This is a genomic window from Pseudomonas californiensis, assembly GCF_021147775.1.
Lineage (GTDB): Bacteria > Pseudomonadota > Gammaproteobacteria > Pseudomonadales > Pseudomonadaceae > Aquipseudomonas > Aquipseudomonas californiensis.
Genome location: NZ_JAGTPK010000052.1, coordinates 1 through 18,773, shown reverse-complemented (window position 1 = coordinate 18,773; position 18,773 = coordinate 1). Strand labels below are relative to the sequence as shown.

Annotated in this window: 7 protein-coding genes; 5 read left to right on the top strand and 2 right to left on the bottom strand. The window is 63.1% G+C overall.

Annotated elements, in window-relative coordinates; genetic code table 11:
• Window positions 1-14 precede the first annotated feature (14 nt).
• The 4 genes from KDX37_RS27175 (at window position 15) to fhuF (ending at window position 15,751) form a co-directional block, all read left to right on the top strand.
• Entirely contained in the window at window positions 15-9,410 is a 9,396-nt protein-coding gene (locus KDX37_RS27175; protein WP_231656320.1) for a non-ribosomal peptide synthetase, read from the top strand.
• Window position 9,411: 1 nt separating this feature from the next.
• The gene (locus tag KDX37_RS27170; RefSeq protein WP_231656319.1) at window positions 9,412-13,473 is read left to right on the top strand and encodes a non-ribosomal peptide synthetase; all 4,062 of its coding nucleotides are present in this window, start codon (window positions 9,412-9,414) and stop codon (window positions 13,471-13,473) included.
• 76 nt (window positions 13,474-13,549) lie between these two features.
• The gene (locus KDX37_RS27165) at window positions 13,550-14,905 is read left to right on the top strand and encodes a lysine N(6)-hydroxylase/L-ornithine N(5)-oxygenase family protein (protein ID WP_231656318.1); all 1,356 of its coding nucleotides are present in this window, start codon (window positions 13,550-13,552) and stop codon (window positions 14,903-14,905) included.
• Between the two features lie 90 nt (window positions 14,906-14,995).
• Window positions 14,996-15,751: a siderophore-iron reductase FhuF gene (fhuF, locus tag KDX37_RS27160; RefSeq protein WP_231656317.1), complete on the top strand. Its 756-nt coding sequence runs from the start codon at window positions 14,996-14,998 to the stop codon at window positions 15,749-15,751.
• 114 nt (window positions 15,752-15,865) lie between these two features.
• Here the strand turns inward: fhuF and KDX37_RS27155 are convergent, their stop codons facing one another.
• Window positions 15,866-16,633: an ATP-binding cassette domain-containing protein gene (locus KDX37_RS27155; RefSeq protein ID WP_231656316.1), complete on the bottom strand. Its 768-nt coding sequence runs from the start codon at window positions 16,631-16,633 to the stop codon at window positions 15,866-15,868.
• A gap of 607 nt (window positions 16,634-17,240) precedes the next feature.
• Here KDX37_RS27155 and KDX37_RS27150 point away from each other — a divergent pair.
• On the top strand, window positions 17,241-18,011 hold the full coding sequence (locus tag KDX37_RS27150; protein ID WP_231656315.1) for an SDR family NAD(P)-dependent oxidoreductase: 771 nt from the start codon (window positions 17,241-17,243) through the stop codon (window positions 18,009-18,011).
• A 145-nt stretch (window positions 18,012-18,156) separates the two neighbouring features.
• Here the strand turns inward: KDX37_RS27150 and KDX37_RS27145 are convergent, their stop codons facing one another.
• Window positions 18,157-18,573 (bottom strand): alpha/beta hydrolase domain-containing protein, encoded by a 417-nt coding sequence (locus KDX37_RS27145; protein ID WP_319941721.1) that lies wholly within the window; start codon window positions 18,571-18,573, stop codon window positions 18,157-18,159.
• Window positions 18,574-18,773 lie beyond the last annotated feature (200 nt).

Below are 18,773 nucleotides of genomic sequence, written 5' to 3'. Positions count from 1 at the left end.
TGCCCGAATACATGGTGCCGTGGCGCCTGGTGCAACTCGATGCCATGCCGTTGTCGGCGAACGGCAAGCTGGACCGCAAGCTGTTGCCGCAGCCGGAAGCGCAGGCCGCTGTCGAGGATTACGTCGCGCCACGCAGCGAGATCGAGCAGACGCTGGCCGTCATCTGGGCTGAAGTGCTGGGCCTTGAGCAGGTCGGTATTGCCGATAACTTCTTCGAACTGGGCGGCGACTCGATTCTGTCGCTGCAAGTGATCAGCCGGACGCGTCAGGCCGGTTGGCAATTGAGCCCACGCGATCTGTTCCTGCACCCGACCCTGGCTGCGCTGGCCCATGCCGCACGCAGCGCTCGTCAGAGCGCCGAGCAACAACCTGCCGTCACGGTGGGGCCCGCGCCGCTGACGCCGATTCAGCACTACTTTTTCAGCCAGGACATTGCGCAGCGCCAACACTGGAACCAGTCAGCACTGCTGCGCCCGTTGCAGGCTGTGCAGGCCGAGCCACTGCGTGCCAGCCTTGCCGCGTTGGTCGAGCATCACGCCAGCCTGCGCCTGCGCTACCAGCAGGACGCCGATGGCACCTGGCAACAGGGCTACACGGCGTTTGCTGACCAGAACCTGCTGGTGGAAGTCGACGCCCCGGACACGGAGACTTTGCTGATCGAGGCCGAACGGCTGCAAACCAGCCTCGACCTGAAAAACGGCCCGTTGTTGCGCGCTGCCTTGCTGGCCTTGAGCGATGGCAGCCAGCGGCTGTTGATCGTGGTCCATCACCTGGTGGTGGATGGCGTGTCCTGGCGCGTTCTGGTGGAAGACCTGCAGCACGCCTACCGGCAGCAGACCGCAGGACAAGCGATCACGCTGGCGCCGGTGGGTGCCAGCTTTGCGCAGTGGAGCGAGCGCTTGCAGGCGTTCGCGCAAAGCCCGGCGTTGCTTGAAGAGCTGGATTACTGGCGTGCGCAGACAGCCAGGCAACCTGCTCGGGTTCTGGGCTGTGAAGGTCAGGCTGTGGAGCATCGCCTGCGCCTGCCTGCCGAACTGACTCGCCGCCTGCACAAGGAAGCACCGGGCGCCTATCGCACGCGTCTGGACGAGTTGTTGCTCGTGGCTCTGGCGCGGGTTCTCTGCCGACAAAGCGGCAACACGTCGCTCAGCGTCGCTCTGGAAGGCCACGGCCGCGACGCGTTGCCTGCACCGTTCAACGAAGGCCTGAATATCGAGCGCAGCGTCGGCTGGTTCACCAGCCTCTATCCGGCGCGCCTGAGCCCCGGCCTTGGCGACCTGGGGTCGGCGATCAAAGCGGTCAAGGAGCAACTGCGTCAGGTGCCGAACAAAGGCATTGGTTATGGCGCGCTGCGCTACCTCGGCCCTGCGTCTGCCCAGGCGTTGCTCGCCGAGCAGGCTCAGCCGCAGGTCATGTTCAACTATTTGGGGCAGTACGACGGCAGCCTTGACGGCCAGCGCCTGTTTGGTCTCGCCAGTGAACCGCAAGGCCGTCAGCGTGACGATGCTGCGCCGCTCAGCCATGCCCTGACCGTCAACGCACGTCTGGTCGAAGGCCAATTGCAATTCGACGGCCGCGCCGATTCCCGGCATTACAGCGCCTCGCAACTGGAATGCCTGCTGGATGACCTGCGCGCTGAACTGAGCCTGCTGGCCGCGCATTGCCTGACCCTGGAAAACGCCGCCCTGACGCCTGCTGACGTGCCCTTGGCCGGGCTGACCCAAGCCCGGCTTGACGCCTTGCCTCTGGCGGCTCGCGACGTCGAAAATCTGTACCCACTGTCGCCGCTGCAACAGGGCCTGTTGTTCCACAGCCTGCAAGACGATGCCGAATCTGCCTACGTCAATCAGATCGACGTGGTGCTCGAAGGGCTGGACCCGCAGCGCTTCCTGCAAGCCTGGGAAACCACCGTGCAACAGCACGCGACCCTGCGCAGCGTGTTTGTCTGGCAGGGCGAACTCAGTGTGCCGCTGCAAGCGGTCCTGCGCCGTGGCCCTTCGGTTGCGCACCTGCATGACGCTCGGGGGCTCAGCCAGCAGGCGCTGGACAACTGGGCCATCGCCGAGCGCGCCGAAGGTTTCGACCTGACGCGCTTGCCGCTGCAACGGGTGCAACTGCTGCGCCTGGATGACGCGCGTTGCCGAATGATCTGGACCTTCCATCACATCCTGCTCGATGGCTGGAGCAGCGCGCGCCTGATAGGCGAAGTGCTGCAGCATTACGCAGGCGAACGGCCGGTGGCGCCGCGCAGTCAGTACCGCGACTACATCGCCTGGCTGGCCGCTCAGGATGCGCAAGCCGCCCAGACCTACTGGCAAGCGCGTCTGGCGCTGCTGGACGGCCCGACCCTGCTCGCCGAGAGCCTGCCCGCCCGCGACACCCAAGGGCTCGGCGATGTGACCGGGCATGGCGTGATCCGCAGCGGTCTGTCGGCTGCCGACAGCCAGCGTCTGCGCCAGTTTGCCCGTCGCCAGCGTGTGACGCTCAATACGCTGGTGCAAGGCGCCTGGACCTTGCTGCTGCAAACCTACACCGGTCAGTCGCAAGTGGCCTTTGGCGCGACCGTATCCGGGCGGCCGAGTGCGCTGGACGATGCCGAAGCGGTGGTTGGCCTGTTCATCAACACCGTGCCAGTGATTGCCGGTGGCGACGCGAGTCGGTCGGTGGGTGACTGGCTGCGTGAATTGCAGAACCAGAGCGCCGAGGCAGGTGAGTTCGAACACACGCCACTGGCCGATATTCAGCGTTGGGCGGGGTTGAGCGGGCAAAGCCTGTTCGACAGCCTGCTGGTGTTCGAGAACTACCCGGTTGATCACGCCATGCGCCAGCACAGCGGCGTGCGCATCGAAGCATCGAGCACGCTGGAAGCGACTCACTATCCGCTGTCACTGGCGATCTTCGCCGGCGAAACGCTGGACATCACCTTCGGTTACCGTCGGGATGCGTTCGCCGCTGGCCGGGTCGAGGCGCTAGCCGGGCACCTCAACAGCCTGTTGCTTGGCCTGATTGCCGATGCCCATCAGCCTTTGGCCGCTGTCAGCCTGCTCAACGACAGCGAACAGGCGCAACTTATGGCCTGGAGTACCTCGGACTACGCGCCGCCTGCTTTCGCCAGCGTGCCACAACGCATCGCAGCTCATGCTGCGGCCGATCCTCAGCGTGTTGCCCTGATCTGTGCCGGTCAGACCCTGACCCGCGGTCAGCTGGAGCACCAGGCCAACCGTTTGGCCCACGCATTGATTGCTCGTGGCGTCGGTGCCGAAGCACGCGTCGGCGTGGCCTTGCAGCGTTCCAATCGATTGTTGGTGACGTTGCTGGCAGTGGCCAAGGCCGGTGCGGCTTTTGTGCCGCTGGCGCTGGACTACCCGCGCGAGCGTCTTGGCTACGTGCTGGAAGACAGCGGCATGAGCCTGCTGATCACCGAACAGATGGCGTTGGAGCGTCTGCCCGAAACACCGGGCCTGGCGTTACTCGACCTCGACGGTCTGGACCTGAACGGGTACGGCGAGCAGGCGCCAACAGTCGATCTGCATCCGCAGAACCTCGCGTACCTGATCTACACCTCGGGCTCCAGCGGCACACCCAAGGGAGTTGCCGTGGCCCACGGCCCGCTGGCCATGCACTGTGACGCCACGGCGCCGCTGTACGACATGAGCGAGGCGTCCCGCGAGTTCCACTTCATCTCCTTTGCCTTCGACGGTGCTCATGAGCGCTGGATGACGGCATTGACGTGCGGCGCAAGTCTGGTGCTGCGCGACGAGGAATTGTGGTCCCCGGCGCGTACCTTGCAGACGCTGGAGGAACATCAGGTCACCAACGCAGGCTTCCCACCGGTCTACCTGACTCAGATGGCCGCCGAAGCCCAGGCCCAGGGCCACGCGCCGGCGCTGGATCTGTACTCCTTTGGCGGCGAAGCCATGCCGCAAGCCAACTTCGAACGCATCCGCCAGACACTCGCGCCGCGCACGTTGATCAATGGCTATGGGCCGACTGAAACCGTGGTCACGCCGCTGGTGTGGAAGGTTGCGGCCAGTCAGGCTTGTCTGTCGGCCTACGCCCCGATTGGCCGCCCGGTGGGCGACCGCCGCGCCTACATTCTCGACGCACGGCTGCAGCCTGTACCAGCCGGTGTCAGTGGCGAGCTGTATCTGGGCGGCAGTGGCCTGGCGCGTGAATACCATGGCCGACCGGCGATGAGCGCCGAGCGCTTTGTGCCTGACCCGTTTGGCGCGCCCGGTGCGCGTATGTACCGCACGGGTGATCGCGTGTTGTGGGGCGCTGAAGGGGTGATCGAATACGTGGGTCGCATCGACCAGCAGATCAAGATTCGTGGTTATCGCATAGAGCCCGGAGAAGTCGAAGCGCGCATTCAGCAACACCCTGAGGTCGAGACCTGCGTGGTGCTGGCCTTGCCTTCGCCGACCGGTCCACGGCTGGTGGCCTATGGCGTCGCCACGGTGTCTGCCGATGAGCCGAGCCTTGAGTCGCGAGTCAAACAGGCGCTGGCCGGGCACTTGCCGGACTACATGATCCCGTCGCGGCTGGTGTGGCTGCCACGCCTGCCGGTGACGCCGAATGGCAAGCTTGACCGGGCCGCGCTGCCGGTACCGGACTGGCATGTTCAGGACGGCAAATTCATTGCGCCTCAGGGCGAGGTGGAAACCCTGCTGGCAGGTATCTGGCAACAGCTGCTGGGCATGCAGCAGGTGGGCGCCACGGAGAATTTCTTCGAGCTGGGCGGCGACTCCATCGTCTCCCTGCAACTGGTCGGCCGGGCGCGTCAGGCTGGCGTGCTGCTGACGCCCAAGGATGTATTCGAGCAACAGACCATCCGAGCTCTGGCCCAGGTGGCCAAAATTCAGGAAAGTGTTGCCCAGGCCCAAGGCCCGGTCAGCGGGTCGGCTGTCCTGACCCCGATCCAGTCATGGTTTTTTGAAAGCCCGATCAGCGCCCGCCAGCACTGGAACCAGTCGGTCCTGCTGCAACCCTTGCAGCCGTTGGACGCCGCTTGGCTGAGTGACGCATTGCAGGCTCTGGTGGCTCATCATGACGCCTTGCGCCTGCGTTTTACCCGCAGCGCCGAGGGTGTCTGGCAGCAGCGTCATGCCGAAACGGCCCTGGTGCCGCTGGACCGTGTTCACGTGACCGACGCAGTGCAACTGGCCAGCGCATGCACCGAGGCTCAGGCCAGCCTGAACCTCAGTGACGGACCGTTGCTGCGCGCCTTGCTGATCGACAGCCCTGAGGGGCAGCGTCTGTTGCTGGCGGCTCATCACCTGGTAGTGGACGGCGTGTCCTGGCGCATCTTGCTGGAAGACCTGCAACGCGCGTATGGCCAGCTTCAGGCAGGCCAGCGTCTCGATCCGGGTCAGAAAACCAGTGCCTTCCAGCGTTGGGGCGAAGTGCTTCTGGCACAGGTGCCGTCGCGTGTGGCAGAGCTGGATTTCTGGCGCGCCACGCTGGCACCGGGCGTCGCCCGTCTGCCTGTGCTGGATGAAACGGGCAGCCGTCGCCGTGATCAGGTGCGCGAATGTCAGGTGCGTCTGGCTGAACCACTGACGCGCCAGTTGCTGACCCAGGCGCCACAGGCCTATCGCAGCCGGGTCGATGAACTGCTGCTCACTGCGCTGACCCGCGTGGTCCTGCGCGCAACCGGTGGCGAAAACCTGCTGGTGGGGCTTGAAGGCCACGGTCGTGAAGTCCCGGCCGCTGCCAGCGATATTGACCTGAGCCGCAGTGTCGGCTGGTTCACCAGCCTGTACCCGGTGCGCTTGCATACGGACCCTGCCGCGTCAGCCGGTGCGGCGATTCGTGGCATCAAGGAACAACTGCGCCAGGTGCCTGATCAAGGCATGGGATACGGAATCCTGCGTTACCTCGGCGAGCCGCAGGTGCGTGCCGAACTGGCTGCCAGTGCGCAGCCGTCGATCACGTTCAACTACCTGGGCCAGACCGACCGCGGCCTGGATGCACAGGGGCTGTTCAGCATCGCGCCCGAGCGTGGCGGTGACGATCAGTCTGGCGACGCGCCCTTGGGCAACGAACTGATCCTCAATGCTCAGGTGCGTCAGGGCGAGCTGCACATGAACTGGCAGTACAGCGGCGAGCGTCTGGCTTCGGCCTGGGTCGAGCAGGTGGCGCAGGCCTGCCGTGACGAGCTGCACGCGTTGATCGAACACTGCCTGACGCCGGACGCGCAACGCTTCACGCCCTCGGACTTCCCGCTGGCAAGGCTGGATCAGGCAGCGCTGGACAGCCTGCTGTTGCCTGCCGACACCGAGTTGCTGTACCCGCTGTCGCCGTTGCAGCAGGGCATGCTGTTCCATGCCTTGCAGGCTCCGGACGAAAGCCATTACCTCAACCAGTTGAGCCTGGCCATCGACGGCCTCGATGCTCCACGCTTCAAGCAGGCCTGGGACACCACCGTGGCCCGGCATGACGTGCTGCGCACGGCGTTTCTCTGGGAAGGGCTGAGCCAGCCGTTGCAGGCTGTGCGTCGCAGTGTGCCGTCGCCGGTGCGTCTGCTCGACTGGCGTGAGCGGGCAGACCGCGAAACCGCCGTCGAGACGCTGGCGAGTCAGGAGCGTGAGGCCGGTTTCGACCTCGGCACTGCGCCTTTGATTCGTGTACTGCTGGTGCGTCTGGGCGAGCAACGTTATCAGTTGATCCTGACCAGCCATCACCTGTTGCTGGATGGCTGGAGTTCATCGCGACTGATCGCCGAAGTCTTGCAGCATTATCGAGGCACGCCGCCTGCCGAAGTGGCCGGGCGGTTCGTCGATTACGTGCAGTGGCTGCAACAGCGTGATCTGGCTCAGCGCCAGGCGTTCTGGCGCGAGCGTCTGGTCGGTCTGGAGGCTCCGACGTTGCTGGCTAATACAGTGTCCAATACCGTGTCCGGTACAGGCGAAGGGGCAGGTCACCGCCAGCACCACTGGCAATGCGATGCGGCGATGACTGCACGCCTGATCGCCATCGCCCGCCGCGAGCGGGTCACGTTGAACACCCTGGTGCAAGGCGCCTGGAGCCTGTTGCTGCAGCGCTACAGCGGGCAGGCCACGGTGGCGTTCGGCGCCACGGTGGCAGGGCGTCCGGCGCAGTTGCCGGATTCCGAACGCACGCTGGGGCTGTTCATCAATACCTTGCCGGTGATTCAGACACCGCCCGCTCAGGAGCTTTTGGGCGACTGGCTGCGTCAACTGCAAGGTTTCAACAGTGCGCTGCGCGAGCATGAACACACGCCGTTGTTCGAGATTCAAGGTTGGGCCGGGCAGGGTGGTCAGGCGCTGTTCGACACCTTGCTGGTGTTCGAAAACTACCCGGTCGAACAGGCCCTCGGTGAAGCCAGCGGCGTGCGTTTCTCGCCTGTGCAGCGCCACGAGACCACGCATTATCCGTTGACCCTGGTGATTCATGCCGGTGCGCAATTGCAGATCGAGTTCAGCTATCGTCAGGACGCATTTACCGAAGCCGACATCGCCCGCTTCAGTGAACACCTTGCAGGCTTGCTGGCGCAGTTCGACGACAGCAGCCGTCCATTGTCGAACCTGACGTTGCTCAGCCCGATCGAGGTTGGACAGATCGATGCCTGGAACGTCACTGACACCCAGTACTCGGCGTATTCAAGCCTGCCCGCGCTGATCGCCGAACAGGTCCGCGCCACACCGGATGCGTTGGCACTGGTCTACGGCGCGACCCGACTGAGCTACGCCGAACTGGACGCCCGCGCCAATCAACTCGCCCATTGGCTGCAGGCGCAGGGTGTCGGCCCGGACGTGCCGGTCGCCGTTTCTGCCGAACGTTCAGTTGAGCTGGTCGTCGCGCTATTGGGCGTGATCAAGGCCGGTGGTGCGTATCTGCCGCTGGACCCGGACCATCCGCGTGATCGCCTGCAAGGCATGCTGAAAGACAGCGGCAGCCCGTTGTTGCTGACCCAGACGCACCTGCTGGATACCTGGGCAGGCGATGTGGGTGTGCCGGTGCATGCATTGGAAAATCTGCCGTTGGACACCCAATTGCAGACTGCGCCAGTCGTCGATATCAGCCCGGAAAACCTCGTCTACTGCCTGTACACCTCAGGTTCTACCGGCAAACCCAAAGCGGTTGGCAATCGCCACGCCGGTCTGCTCAACCGCCTGCAATGGATGCAGGCCGAATACGGCCTGACTGCCGATGACCGCGTGCTGCAAAAAACGCCTTACAGTTTCGACGTGTCGGTCTGGGAATTCTTCTGGCCGTTGCTCAGCGGTGCGGCGCTGGTCATGGCACCGCCCGGCGCGCACCGCGATCCGCAACTGCTGCGCGAGCTGATCGTCGAGCACGGCATCACCACGCTGCACTTTGTACCGTCGATGCTTCAGGCGTTTGTGTCGGCTGACGAGCTGTCAGCCTGCACCTCGCTCAAACGCATCATCTGCAGTGGCGAAGCCTTGCCTGCAGAATTGCAACGCCAGGTGCTGGCGCAAACCGCCAGCGAACTGCATAACCTGTACGGGCCGACCGAAGCCGCTATCGACGTCACGTCATGGGCGTGCCGTGAGGATGGCAGCAGCGTGCCGATTGGCCGCCCGATTGCCAACACGCAGATTCACATCCTCGACGCGGACCTGAATCCTGTCCCGGTAGGTGTCGCAGGCGAGCTGTACATCGCAGGCGTGAACCTGGCACGGGGTTATCTGGCGCGTCCATCGCTGACCGCCGAGCGTTTCGTCGCCAATCCTCACGGCAAGCCCGGCGAGCGCATGTACCGCAGTGGCGATCTGGCCCGCTGGCGTGCCGATGGCGCCATCGATTACCTCGGTCGTCTCGATCATCAGGTCAAGCTGCGCGGCCAGCGGATCGAGCTGGGCGAGATCGAAAGCGTGTTGCTGGCACATGAAGCCATGCGCGAATGCGTGGTCATCGCCCGGGACAATCAACTGCTCGGTTACTGGGTCGGGGAGGCCTGTGATGAAGCTGCGCTTAAATTTCACCTCGGTCAGCACGTTCCTGAATACATGGTGCCGTGGCGATTGATGCAATTGTCGGCGATGCCGCTCTCGGCCAACGGCAAGCTGGATCGCAAGCTGCTGCCGCAACCTGAAGGGCAGGGCGCGTCCAGCGGGTACGTACCGCCGAGCACTGATGCCGAACGGGCACTGGTGGCAATCTGGACGGAGGTCCTGGGGCTGGAGCAGGTCGGCGTCACCGACAGCTTCTTCGAACTGGGCGGGCATTCGCTGAGCGTTATGCAGGTTCGCGCCCAATTGCAGCAACGCCACGGCTGTCACCTACCGATTAATGCCTTCTTCGATCACGTCACCGTGCAGAAGCTGGCCCAGCAACTGCCGAGCGATCTGTTCGCTGCGGCGGTCGAGCATCGCGAGCGCCTGGATGACATGGCCCGCTGGCTGGATGAATTCGAGGAATGAGATGAGTATCGATCCGCACCAAATCGCCCGCCGCTTCGCCGAGCTGACGCCCGAGCGACGCCAGGCCTTCCTCGCAAAGCTGGAGGAAAACGGCATTCGTTTCACGGACTTGCCGATGGTCGCGCTGCCTCGCCCGGCCGCCTCGCCGCTGTCTGCCGCCCAGCGTGGCCTGTGGATCGCTTGGCAGCGCGAACCCGACAGCCCGGCCTACAACCTGGCGGGGGTGCTGTGTCTGAGTGGCTCGTTGAACATCGAAGCACTGGAGCAGGCGTGCAACGATTTGACCGCTCGCCACGAAGCACTTCGGACATCGTTCACTCAGGACGCCGACGGCGAGCCGCAGCAATGCGTCCACCCGGCCCGGTTCCAGCCTCTGGTCTGCCTCGGGCTGGACGAGGCCGCCTCGGATCATCGGGCGCGAGCACTGACGACCGAGCCGTTCGACCTGCTGGCCGAGCCCGCGCTGCGCCTGGAGTTGCATCGTCTGGATGCGCAGCAGCACCGACTGGTCATTGTCCTGCATCACATCCTCGCCGACGGCTGGTCCATCGGCCTGATCATCGAAGACCTGGCCACAGCCTATGCAGCACGTCGCGCAGAGCAGGCTGTGCAATGGCCCCCGTTGACGGTGCAATACGCCGATTACGCCGGTTGGCAGCAGCGCTGGCTGGATGCGGGTGAGCAATCGCGGCAACTTGATTACTGGCGCGAACAGTTGGGCGATGACCACACGCCCCTGGCGCTGCCGCTGGACCGCCCGCGCAGCGCCTATCGCGACTCTCGTGGGGCGAGCGTGAAATTGCGGTTGTCGACAGGCACCAGCGAGCGCTTGCGCAGCCTGGCCAAGGCCAACGGTGCGACCACGTTCATGGCGATGCTGGCGCTGCTCAACCTGGTGCTGGCTCGCCAGAGTGGCGCGGACAACGTGCGCATCGGCTCGCCATTGGCTAACCGCACCCGCGCTGAAACCCAGCGGGTGGTGGGCTACTTCACCACCCTGAGCGTGTTGAACAATCGTGTCGATCAATTGCACAGTTTCACAGCGCTGTTGAATCAGGTACGTAACACGCTGCTCGACGCTCAGGAACACTCACAGCTGCCGTTCGACCAACTGGTGCAAGCCTTGGCGCCACCCCGTGAGCCAGGCACGCACCCGCTGTTTCAGGTCAAGTGCACCGAGCAATCGGCAAGTCGTCCGCAGCACTTTGCCGACCTGTCCATGAGCCTCGACGGGCTGGCGGCAGGTGAGGTGCATTTCGACTTGAGCGTGGATTTCACGGACCGCACCGACGGCATCGAGGTGTTGATCGCCTACGCCTGCGACCTGTTCGACGCCGAGCGCATCGAAAACCTGGCGGCTGATCTGTCGGCACTGGCCGACGCGGTCAGCCTGGCGCCGAGCCGGCCGTTGCTGGAACTCGCCGTCATTCCTCAAGACCGTGACACTGCCCCCTCTATGACGGCCGAAGATGTGCTTGCCGGCTGGCAGCGTCACCACCGTCTCAGCCCTGACGCAGCGGCCCTGACCAGCAACGGCATGACCTTCAGTCGTGAGGACATCAACCGTGCCGCCGAGGCACTGGGCCAACAGCTGCTGGCTCGCGGTGTCGGGCCCGGCGCGCGCGTGGCGCTGCTGAGCGGACGCACGCCCGAAATGGTCGTCGGCATCCTTGCGGCACTCAAGTGCGGTGCCGCCTATGTGCCGGTCGATCCACGCTGGCCGGCCGAACGGCGTGCGGCGGTGTTGGCCGACAGCGGCGCCTGTCTGGTGTTGGGTGCCGATCCTCAGGTGGCAGGCCTGGACTGGCTGGCGCTTGATCTCGATTTACCGATGCCCGCGTCGCTGGCTGCCTGGCCGACCGAGGTGCCTCAGTGGCCGGCTTACCTGATCTATACCTCCGGCTCCAGCGGCACGCCGAAAGCGGTGGTCGCCACCCGTGGCAACCTGGCCGCGTATGTCGCTGGCGTTTGCCAGCGCTTGCAATTGCCCGAACACAGCAGCTTTGCCATGGTTTCGACCGTGGCCGCCGACCTCGGCCATACCGTGCTGTTTGCCGCGCTCAGTCAAGGCGGCCTGTTGCAACTGGCGGATGATGAACAGGCTTTCGATCCCGACGCGTTTGCCCAATGGCAAAGCGAGCAGGGTGCCGATGTGCTGAAAATCACGCCCAGTCATTTACAGGCGCTGCTCAACGCCCGCGACCCGGCCCGCGCCCTGCCCCGGCATACCCTGATCCTTGGCGGCGAAGCCACTTCATGGCAATTGCTCGATGACCTTCGCAAGCTTGCCCCGCATTTGCAGGTCTTCAACCACTACGGCCCGACCGAGACCACGGTCGGCGCACTGTGCCAGAACGCCGCCCACGCGGATCGCCTGCGCGCCCGGACCTTGCCCATCGGCACGCCGCTGGCTGGTGTCCATGCGCGTGTGCTGGATGTTTATCTCAATCCGGTGGCCAGGGGCGTGATTGGTGAGCTGTACCTGGGCGGTGCTGGCGTCACCCAGGGTTATTCGGGCCGCCCGCGCCTGACGGCGGAACGTTATGTGCCAGACCCCTATGGCCCGCCCGGTGCGCGCCTGTATCGCAGCGGTGATCGCGTACGTCGTCTCGACGATGGCAGCCTGGAGTACCTGGGCCGCAGCGACGACCAGGTGAAAATCCGTGGCTACCGCGTCGAGCCAGGCGAAGTCAGCGCGGCGATTCGTCGTCTGGCAGGTGTTCGCGACGCTGCCGTCATCGCACTGCCCGGTGAAGATGGCCACGACCAGTTGCATGCCTATCTGGTCCTGACGACCGAGGCGGCCGTGGATACTCTGCGTCAGTCGCTGGCAGCCCAGGTTCCGGATGCGCTGGTGCCTTCACACTGGACCGTGCTGGAACAGCTGCCGCTCACCGCCAATGGCAAGCTTGATCGACGTGCCTTGCCGACCACATCACAAACCACCCGGCCTGCAAGCGAAGGCCCGCGCGGCCCGGTTGAGCAGGCACTGGCGACGTTGTGGAGCGACCTGCTGGGGCGCAGTGATATTGCTCGTGATGCGTCGTTCGGCGAGCTGGGAGGTGACTCGCTGCTCAGCCTGAAACTGCTCGCACGCATCCGCAAGCAGGGCCTGCAAGGGGAGCGAAAGCTGACTTTGGCTGACGTGCTCAACGCGCCAAGCCTGGCGGCGCTGGCCGAGCGCCTCGCGCCACCGCCTGTGTCTGACCCGGAAGTCGTGTTCCTGTCGCGTTCAGGCCAGGGCGTGCCGCTGTTCTGCCTGCCGGGACTGATCGTCAACAGCAGCGAATTCAAGCCGCTTGTGGACGCGCTGGGCGGTGATCGACCGGTGTACGGCTTTGTCAGCCATGTCTATACCGATCAGCGCTGGCGCGGCTACGACCTGCCAGCGCTGGCCGGCGAGTACGCTGACTACATCGCACGCACCGTCAAGGGCGGACGCTGCGCCTTGCTCGGCTGGTCTTCTGGCGGCGAGCTGGCGCTGGAGACCGCACGCTTGCTGCAAGGGCGTGCCGAGGTGGACTTTCTGGGGCTGGTGGATGTGTTCGAGTCGGTGCCGTTTCATCCCCGTCAGTCGCTGGACGCCACGGCACATGCCCAGGCCCAGCCGCTGCTGGAAAGCTGGCTGGCCCGTTCGGCCATGGCCGCGCAGTGGCGAGGTCTGTTCGCACTGATGGATGAGCGTGAGCGAGAAGCCTTGGCTGAGCATGTGCTGTCTCACGACGGGCAATTGCCCAGCGACGGACCCGACTTGCTGTCCCGTGAATTCGAGCAGTGGGCCTTGCTCGACAAGCGCCTGAAGGCCGCTCGTCACGTGCACGCACCGTTGGTGATTGATGCGCATGTCTGGCAAGCGGCTGACTCCCTGACCCGCAGCGAACGCCTGCGCGACTGGGATGCGCTGGTCAATGTCGTCGAGCAGCGCTGCATTGCGGGCGCGCACCACCTGGACATCATTCGCCATCCGGCCTTCATGACGGACCTGGCGCAGGCCTTGTCAGCGCTCGAAGCCGTCAAGCGACCAGAGGGCGCTAAATTAGCCGACGCGGCGAGCGTCTTCTAAGAACAGGTTTATTCGGCGGCTGGACGCGACAGTCCGGCCACCGCTCTCTCACTCTCTTCTGGAAGGAATTGGTCACATGACCCAGCACCTCACCCCGACGGCTCCCCATGACCTGATTGGCATCGGCTTCGGCCCTTCCAACCTGGCGCTGGCCATTGCCTTGCAAGAGCGCGCAGAGCAGGGCGGCAAGGCCTTCGATGCGCTGTTTCTGGAGCGTCAACCCGACTACAACTGGCACGGCAACACGCTGGTCGCCCAGAGCGAACTGCAGATTTCCTTTCTCAAGGATCTGGTGACCCTGCGCAATCCGTCCAGCCGCTTTTCGTTCGTCAACTACCTCAAGGCCCATGGTCGTCTGGTGGACTTCATCAACCTCGGTACCTTCTATCCGTGCCGCATGGAGTACAACGATTACCTGCGCTGGGTCGCCATGCAATTCGCCGAGCAGAGCCGCTATGGCGAGCAGGTGCTGCGCGTGGAGCCGGTAGTGGAAGCTGGCAACCGCGTACGCCGCCTGAACGTGATCAGTCAGGATCAGCAAGGCCGGGAAGTGAGCCGCCAGACCCGCTCGGTGATTGTCAGCACCGGTGGCACGCCGAAGATTCCTCAAGCCTTCGCCAGCTTTCGCAACGATCCTCGCGTGTTTCACCATGCCCGTTACCTCTCGGCCATGGCGACTCAGGCGTGCACCCGTGGCGAGCCGATGCGCATCGCCGTGGTCGGCGCCGGGCAGAGCGCCGCCGAGGCGTTCATCGACCTCAACGACAGCTACCCGAACGTGCAGGTCGACATGATCCTGCGTGCCGCCGTGCTCAAGCCAGCCGACGACAGCCCGTTCGTCAACGAGATCTTCGGCCCGGACTACACCGATCTGGTTTTCAATCAGCCTGAGACCGAACGCGAGCGACTGATCCGCGAGTACCACAACACCAACTACTCGGTGGTGGACCTAAACCTGATCGAGCGTATTTACGCCATTCTGTACCGCCAGAAAGTCTCTGGCATCGACCGTCACGGTTTCCTGTGCCGCCGCATGATCGAAAGCGCCAGCGATGTCGATGGTCGCGTGCAGCTGCAACTGCGCGACCTGGCTACTGGCAGCACTGAGGCGCGGCGCTACGACGCGGTCATTCTCGCCACCGGCTACGAGCGACGCTCCCATCGCGAGCTGCTGGCGCCGCTCAAGGACTACCTCGAAGACTTCCGCGTTGATCGCGATTACCAGTTGCTGGCGCGTCCTGAGCTGGAAACACCGGTGTTCATCCAAGGCTTCAGCCAGAACTCCCACGGCCTGAGCGACACATTGTTGTCGGTGCTGCCTGCTCGTTCGGGGGAGATCGCCGCTGCGCTGGAACAGCGTCTGGATGGTAATCGGCAAGCTCAACCGGTCGACGACACGCGCCGTGCTGCCGGTCGAAGCGTCTCGGCCTGATGGCTGTTTATCGGTGGCTGATCGGGTATGCTGGGTGAATGATGTTGTTTCTCATTTACCCCTCTTTATGACCAAGGATGCCAAGGGCCGATGATCGACGTGCTTGCGCCGCTGTTTCGCGGTGATTTTGAAGCCTACCGAGAAGTGCTGGTGCTGGCCGACGACCCGCGTCCGGCCACCGCCTACGATTCGCTGTTGGCGCCCAGTGCCTTTGCCGACCTGCAAGACCGCTTCGGTCAGCGCTACAACGGCGATGACCGGCGCGCGCTGGTGTCGTTATGGGCCAAGCATTACATCGTCAAACTGCTGCCACCGGTGATGGGCGCTACGTTGCTGCTGCGCTGGCGCCTGCCATTGGCCCTTGGCGATACCGCCTTGGTGCTGAGTGATGATCACTTGCCGGAGGCGTTTCGACTCGTCGACAGAGGCGAGCCTTTCGCAGCCGATATCAGCGACCCCTTCGAGCTGTTCTCAAGCCTGCTGGACGATCACCTGCAACCGCTGTTTCAGGCCATGGCCAGCCAGACGAAGCTGTCGCCCAAGGTGCTGTGGAGTAACGCCGGCAATTACTTCGAGAACGTGCTGAACCTGATGGCCAAGGTCGGCATGCCCGCCGAACGGCTTGCCCCGGGCCGCCTTCTGCTGGAAACGAAAACCCGCCCCGATGGCACCCGCAACCCGCTGTTTCAGCCGGTGCAATATCTGCCCATTACCGACGAGCACGGTCAGCCCAGCTTGCGCCGCGAGCGCAAGGTCTGTTGCGTGCGTTACCTGTTGCCCGAGCTTGAGCTATGCGGCAATTGCCCGCTGAAGGTCAAACCGCCAGGCAAACTGGCCTGCGTCTGAACTGGACGCACACGTGAAGGTTTTTGCGCTGCGCTTGCCCGCGTAAGGCCGGCGTACAGACATCTTCGCGGCCGGGGCCGCTTGGGTGGAAAGTCTGCAATCCGCCAACAACGCTCAGTAGTGAAAACTGATCGCCGAGCCATCGCGCGGATGGGGCATGACGCCCATGCTGATGCCGTAGATGGACTCCAGCACTTCGCTGTTCATCAGGTCTGCCGGTGGCCCCTGAATGAGCAAACGACCGCTGTGCAGCGCCACCAGGTGGTCGCAGTAACGCGCAGCCATATTGATCTCATGCAGCACCACTACTACGCCCAGGTCCAGCTTGTGGCTCAATTCCCGAATCAACCCCAGCACCTCGACCTGATGCGCGATATCCAGCGCTGACGTCGGTTCGTCGAGCAGCAGGTAGCGGCTGTTCTGTGCCAGCAGCATGGCCAGCCAGACACGCTGGCGCTCGCCTCCCGAGAGGTTGTCCACCAGACGGTCTGCATACACCGTGGTGTGCGTCAGCTCCAGAGCCTTTTCCACCTGCTCGTGATCCTGCGCGCTCAAACGTCCCAGCGCGCCGTGCCACGGGTAACGGCCAAAGCGCACCAGCTCGCGCACCGTCAGGCCGTCGGCGGCGGGAAGCTGTTGCGGCAGGTAAGCCACCTGCCGCGCAAAATCGCGGTTTTTCCAGGCGGACAGCGGCACGCCATCAAGCTTTACCGTGCCATGGCTCGCCGCCTGCTGGCGGGCCAGCAGCTTGATCAGTGTCGATTTACCCGAACCGTTATGCCCGATCAAACCGATGATCTGGCCATGAGGCAGTTTCAGGTCCAGCGGGTGCAGGAGCGTACGCTCGGGAATGTCGAAAGAGACGGCCTGCAACTCGAACATGGAAAAGTCCTGGGGCAAAAAGACGCTAATCTAGAGCAAACAAGAACCATTATCAAAGGTTGTGTGGCCTGACACCGTACAGAAATGCCATCGGACGGGGGGATATTGGAGGTAAGGGGAGTGCGGTATTGTTGCGCCTGATCAAGATGAGTGGTCTGGATGTTACGAAGTGGTAACCGGGCTTTGATCACCAAGGGCTGCAACGCTACACCGGCAGGAGCGAATGTCTGGCTGACAATAAGCCCCTCAAGGACTTTGATGCCTCCATTCTCGGGCCAATGCCCATATCAAAGACTGCGAACTGAAACGCTGAATGTATGACGCGTCCGCAGCCTTCGGATACTCATGACGCAAATCAGCTGTCGCCCGTTCTCGGGGGGCGCGCTTATGTCGTTGGCGAACTCCCAGCTCGGCAAGGGCCGCCATCGGGCAAAATCCTTTGCAATCACTTGGCAATTGCAGGACAAGTATTCTCGAGCCAGCCAATGTGGCCGCTCAGTACAAGGCTGCTTTCGTTGAGCTCTCTCGCCAGCAAGCGCCCACCCGAACGTCACGCCTTGTTCCTGAGTCATAACAAATAATTCAGCCATGCTCCTCAAGGTGCCTTATGAGTTTGATACCCGAACTGAACAGCGAAGCTCACGTACTGATATGTGGAGCCAGCCGAGGTATCGGCCTGGCGCTGTGCGCGGCCTTGCTTGCTCGCGATGATGTGGCTCAGGTATGGGCGGTAGCGCGAAAAGCCAGCGCCTCCACAGAGCTGGAAAAGTTGGCAGAACACTATGGTCAACGCCTGAAACGAGTCGACTGCGATGCGCGCGATGAGCAATCCCTCGAAACACTTGTGAGAGAGACGCTCCAGGGATGCAGTCATCTGAACCTCGTCATCAGTACGTTGGGCATTCTTCATCAGGACGGCGCCAAAGCAGAAAAGGGTCTGGCACAACTGACGCTTGCGAGCCTGCAAGCGAGCTTCGCGACCAATACTTTTGCACCGATCCTGCTGCTCAAACATCTTGTCCCGTTATTGCGCAAACAACCGTCCACCTTCGCGGCGCTTTCTGCGAGGGTTGGTTCTATTGGCGACAACCGATTGGGCGGCTGGTACAGCTACAGAGCCAGCAAAGCAGCACTCAACCAGCTGCTACACACGGCCAGTATTGAATTGAAGCGCCTGAACCCTGCCTCTACTGTGCTGGCAATACACCCAGGCACGACTGACACAGAACTGTCTCAGCCATTCCAGGCGAACGTACCTGAAGGCCAATTGTTCGAACCGGGTTTTTCAGCGGATCGCATTATCGATCTGGTAGAAAAACATGGTCCGGCCGACAGCGGAAGCTTCTGGGCCTGGGACGACAAACCCATCGTCTGGTGACTTGACGCTTGGGGGCCGGCCAAAGAAGCACGCAGCATTGCTGTCAGCTTTCATGACGTTGGCTACTGTTCAGCGAGCACAGATCCGTACGGTTTCATGCAGCATCAGACGATCATGACTGCTTCAGCAACCTGGCGAGCCTTGCTTACGGCAGCAGGCTGAAGTTCGGCTGCTGGATCTGCATCAAGGCGCGTGCCTTGTAGACAGATGCATCGTCCACACCACCGATACCCTTTAGAATAAATCCTTCTGCTACCAACGTGTCGACGGCGGTGTTAACGGCGCTAACATACCCCGCTTTTGATCCGTACAACTCCTGAATACTTTTGCGTGGATCCCTTGGCTGCTTGGTCGCCTTAGTGAGCGCGAAGGCAAGCTGGGAGGTGTTGAGACCGTTTTGCTGGTCTTTTGAAAATCCGCTACGTCGCAAGTTATAGTTTTTGAACGTGGCAAGCGGCACAGCGGCATCAGGCATCTTCACGCCGCCTCTCTCATTGCCCTGAGTGTCCACAGCGGGCTGAGGGACCAAGTAAACTTTATCCGACGGCGCTGACGGAATCACGCTCTCGTCATTGACGCTTAATGTGTTGAACCCTCCAGTGAAACCCAAGCCCAGAGCGGACAAGTCGGGCGCACCAACGCTTGCCGGATCGGCAGTTTGTTTGTAAGCGTCCGGGCATCACGCCTTGCGTGATTAAATCGGTCGCCACTTATGCGGCAGCAACTGGTCGATTTCACTCGCCCGCTGAGTCGGCAGCCGCG

Coding starts and splice junctions, on each gene's coding strand:
- KDX37_RS27170 (WP_231656319.1), top strand. CDS start 9,412: ATGAGTATCGATCCGCACCAAATCGCCCGCCGCTTCGCCGAGCTGACG.
- KDX37_RS27165 (WP_231656318.1), top strand. CDS start 13,550: ATGACCCAGCACCTCACCCCGACGGCTCCCCATGACCTGATTGGCATC.
- fhuF (WP_231656317.1), top strand. CDS start 14,996: ATGATCGACGTGCTTGCGCCGCTGTTTCGCGGTGATTTTGAAGCCTAC.
- KDX37_RS27155 (WP_231656316.1), bottom strand. CDS start 16,633: ATGTTCGAGTTGCAGGCCGTCTCTTTCGACATTCCCGAGCGTACGCTC.
- KDX37_RS27150 (WP_231656315.1), top strand. CDS start 17,241: ATGAGTTTGATACCCGAACTGAACAGCGAAGCTCACGTACTGATATGT.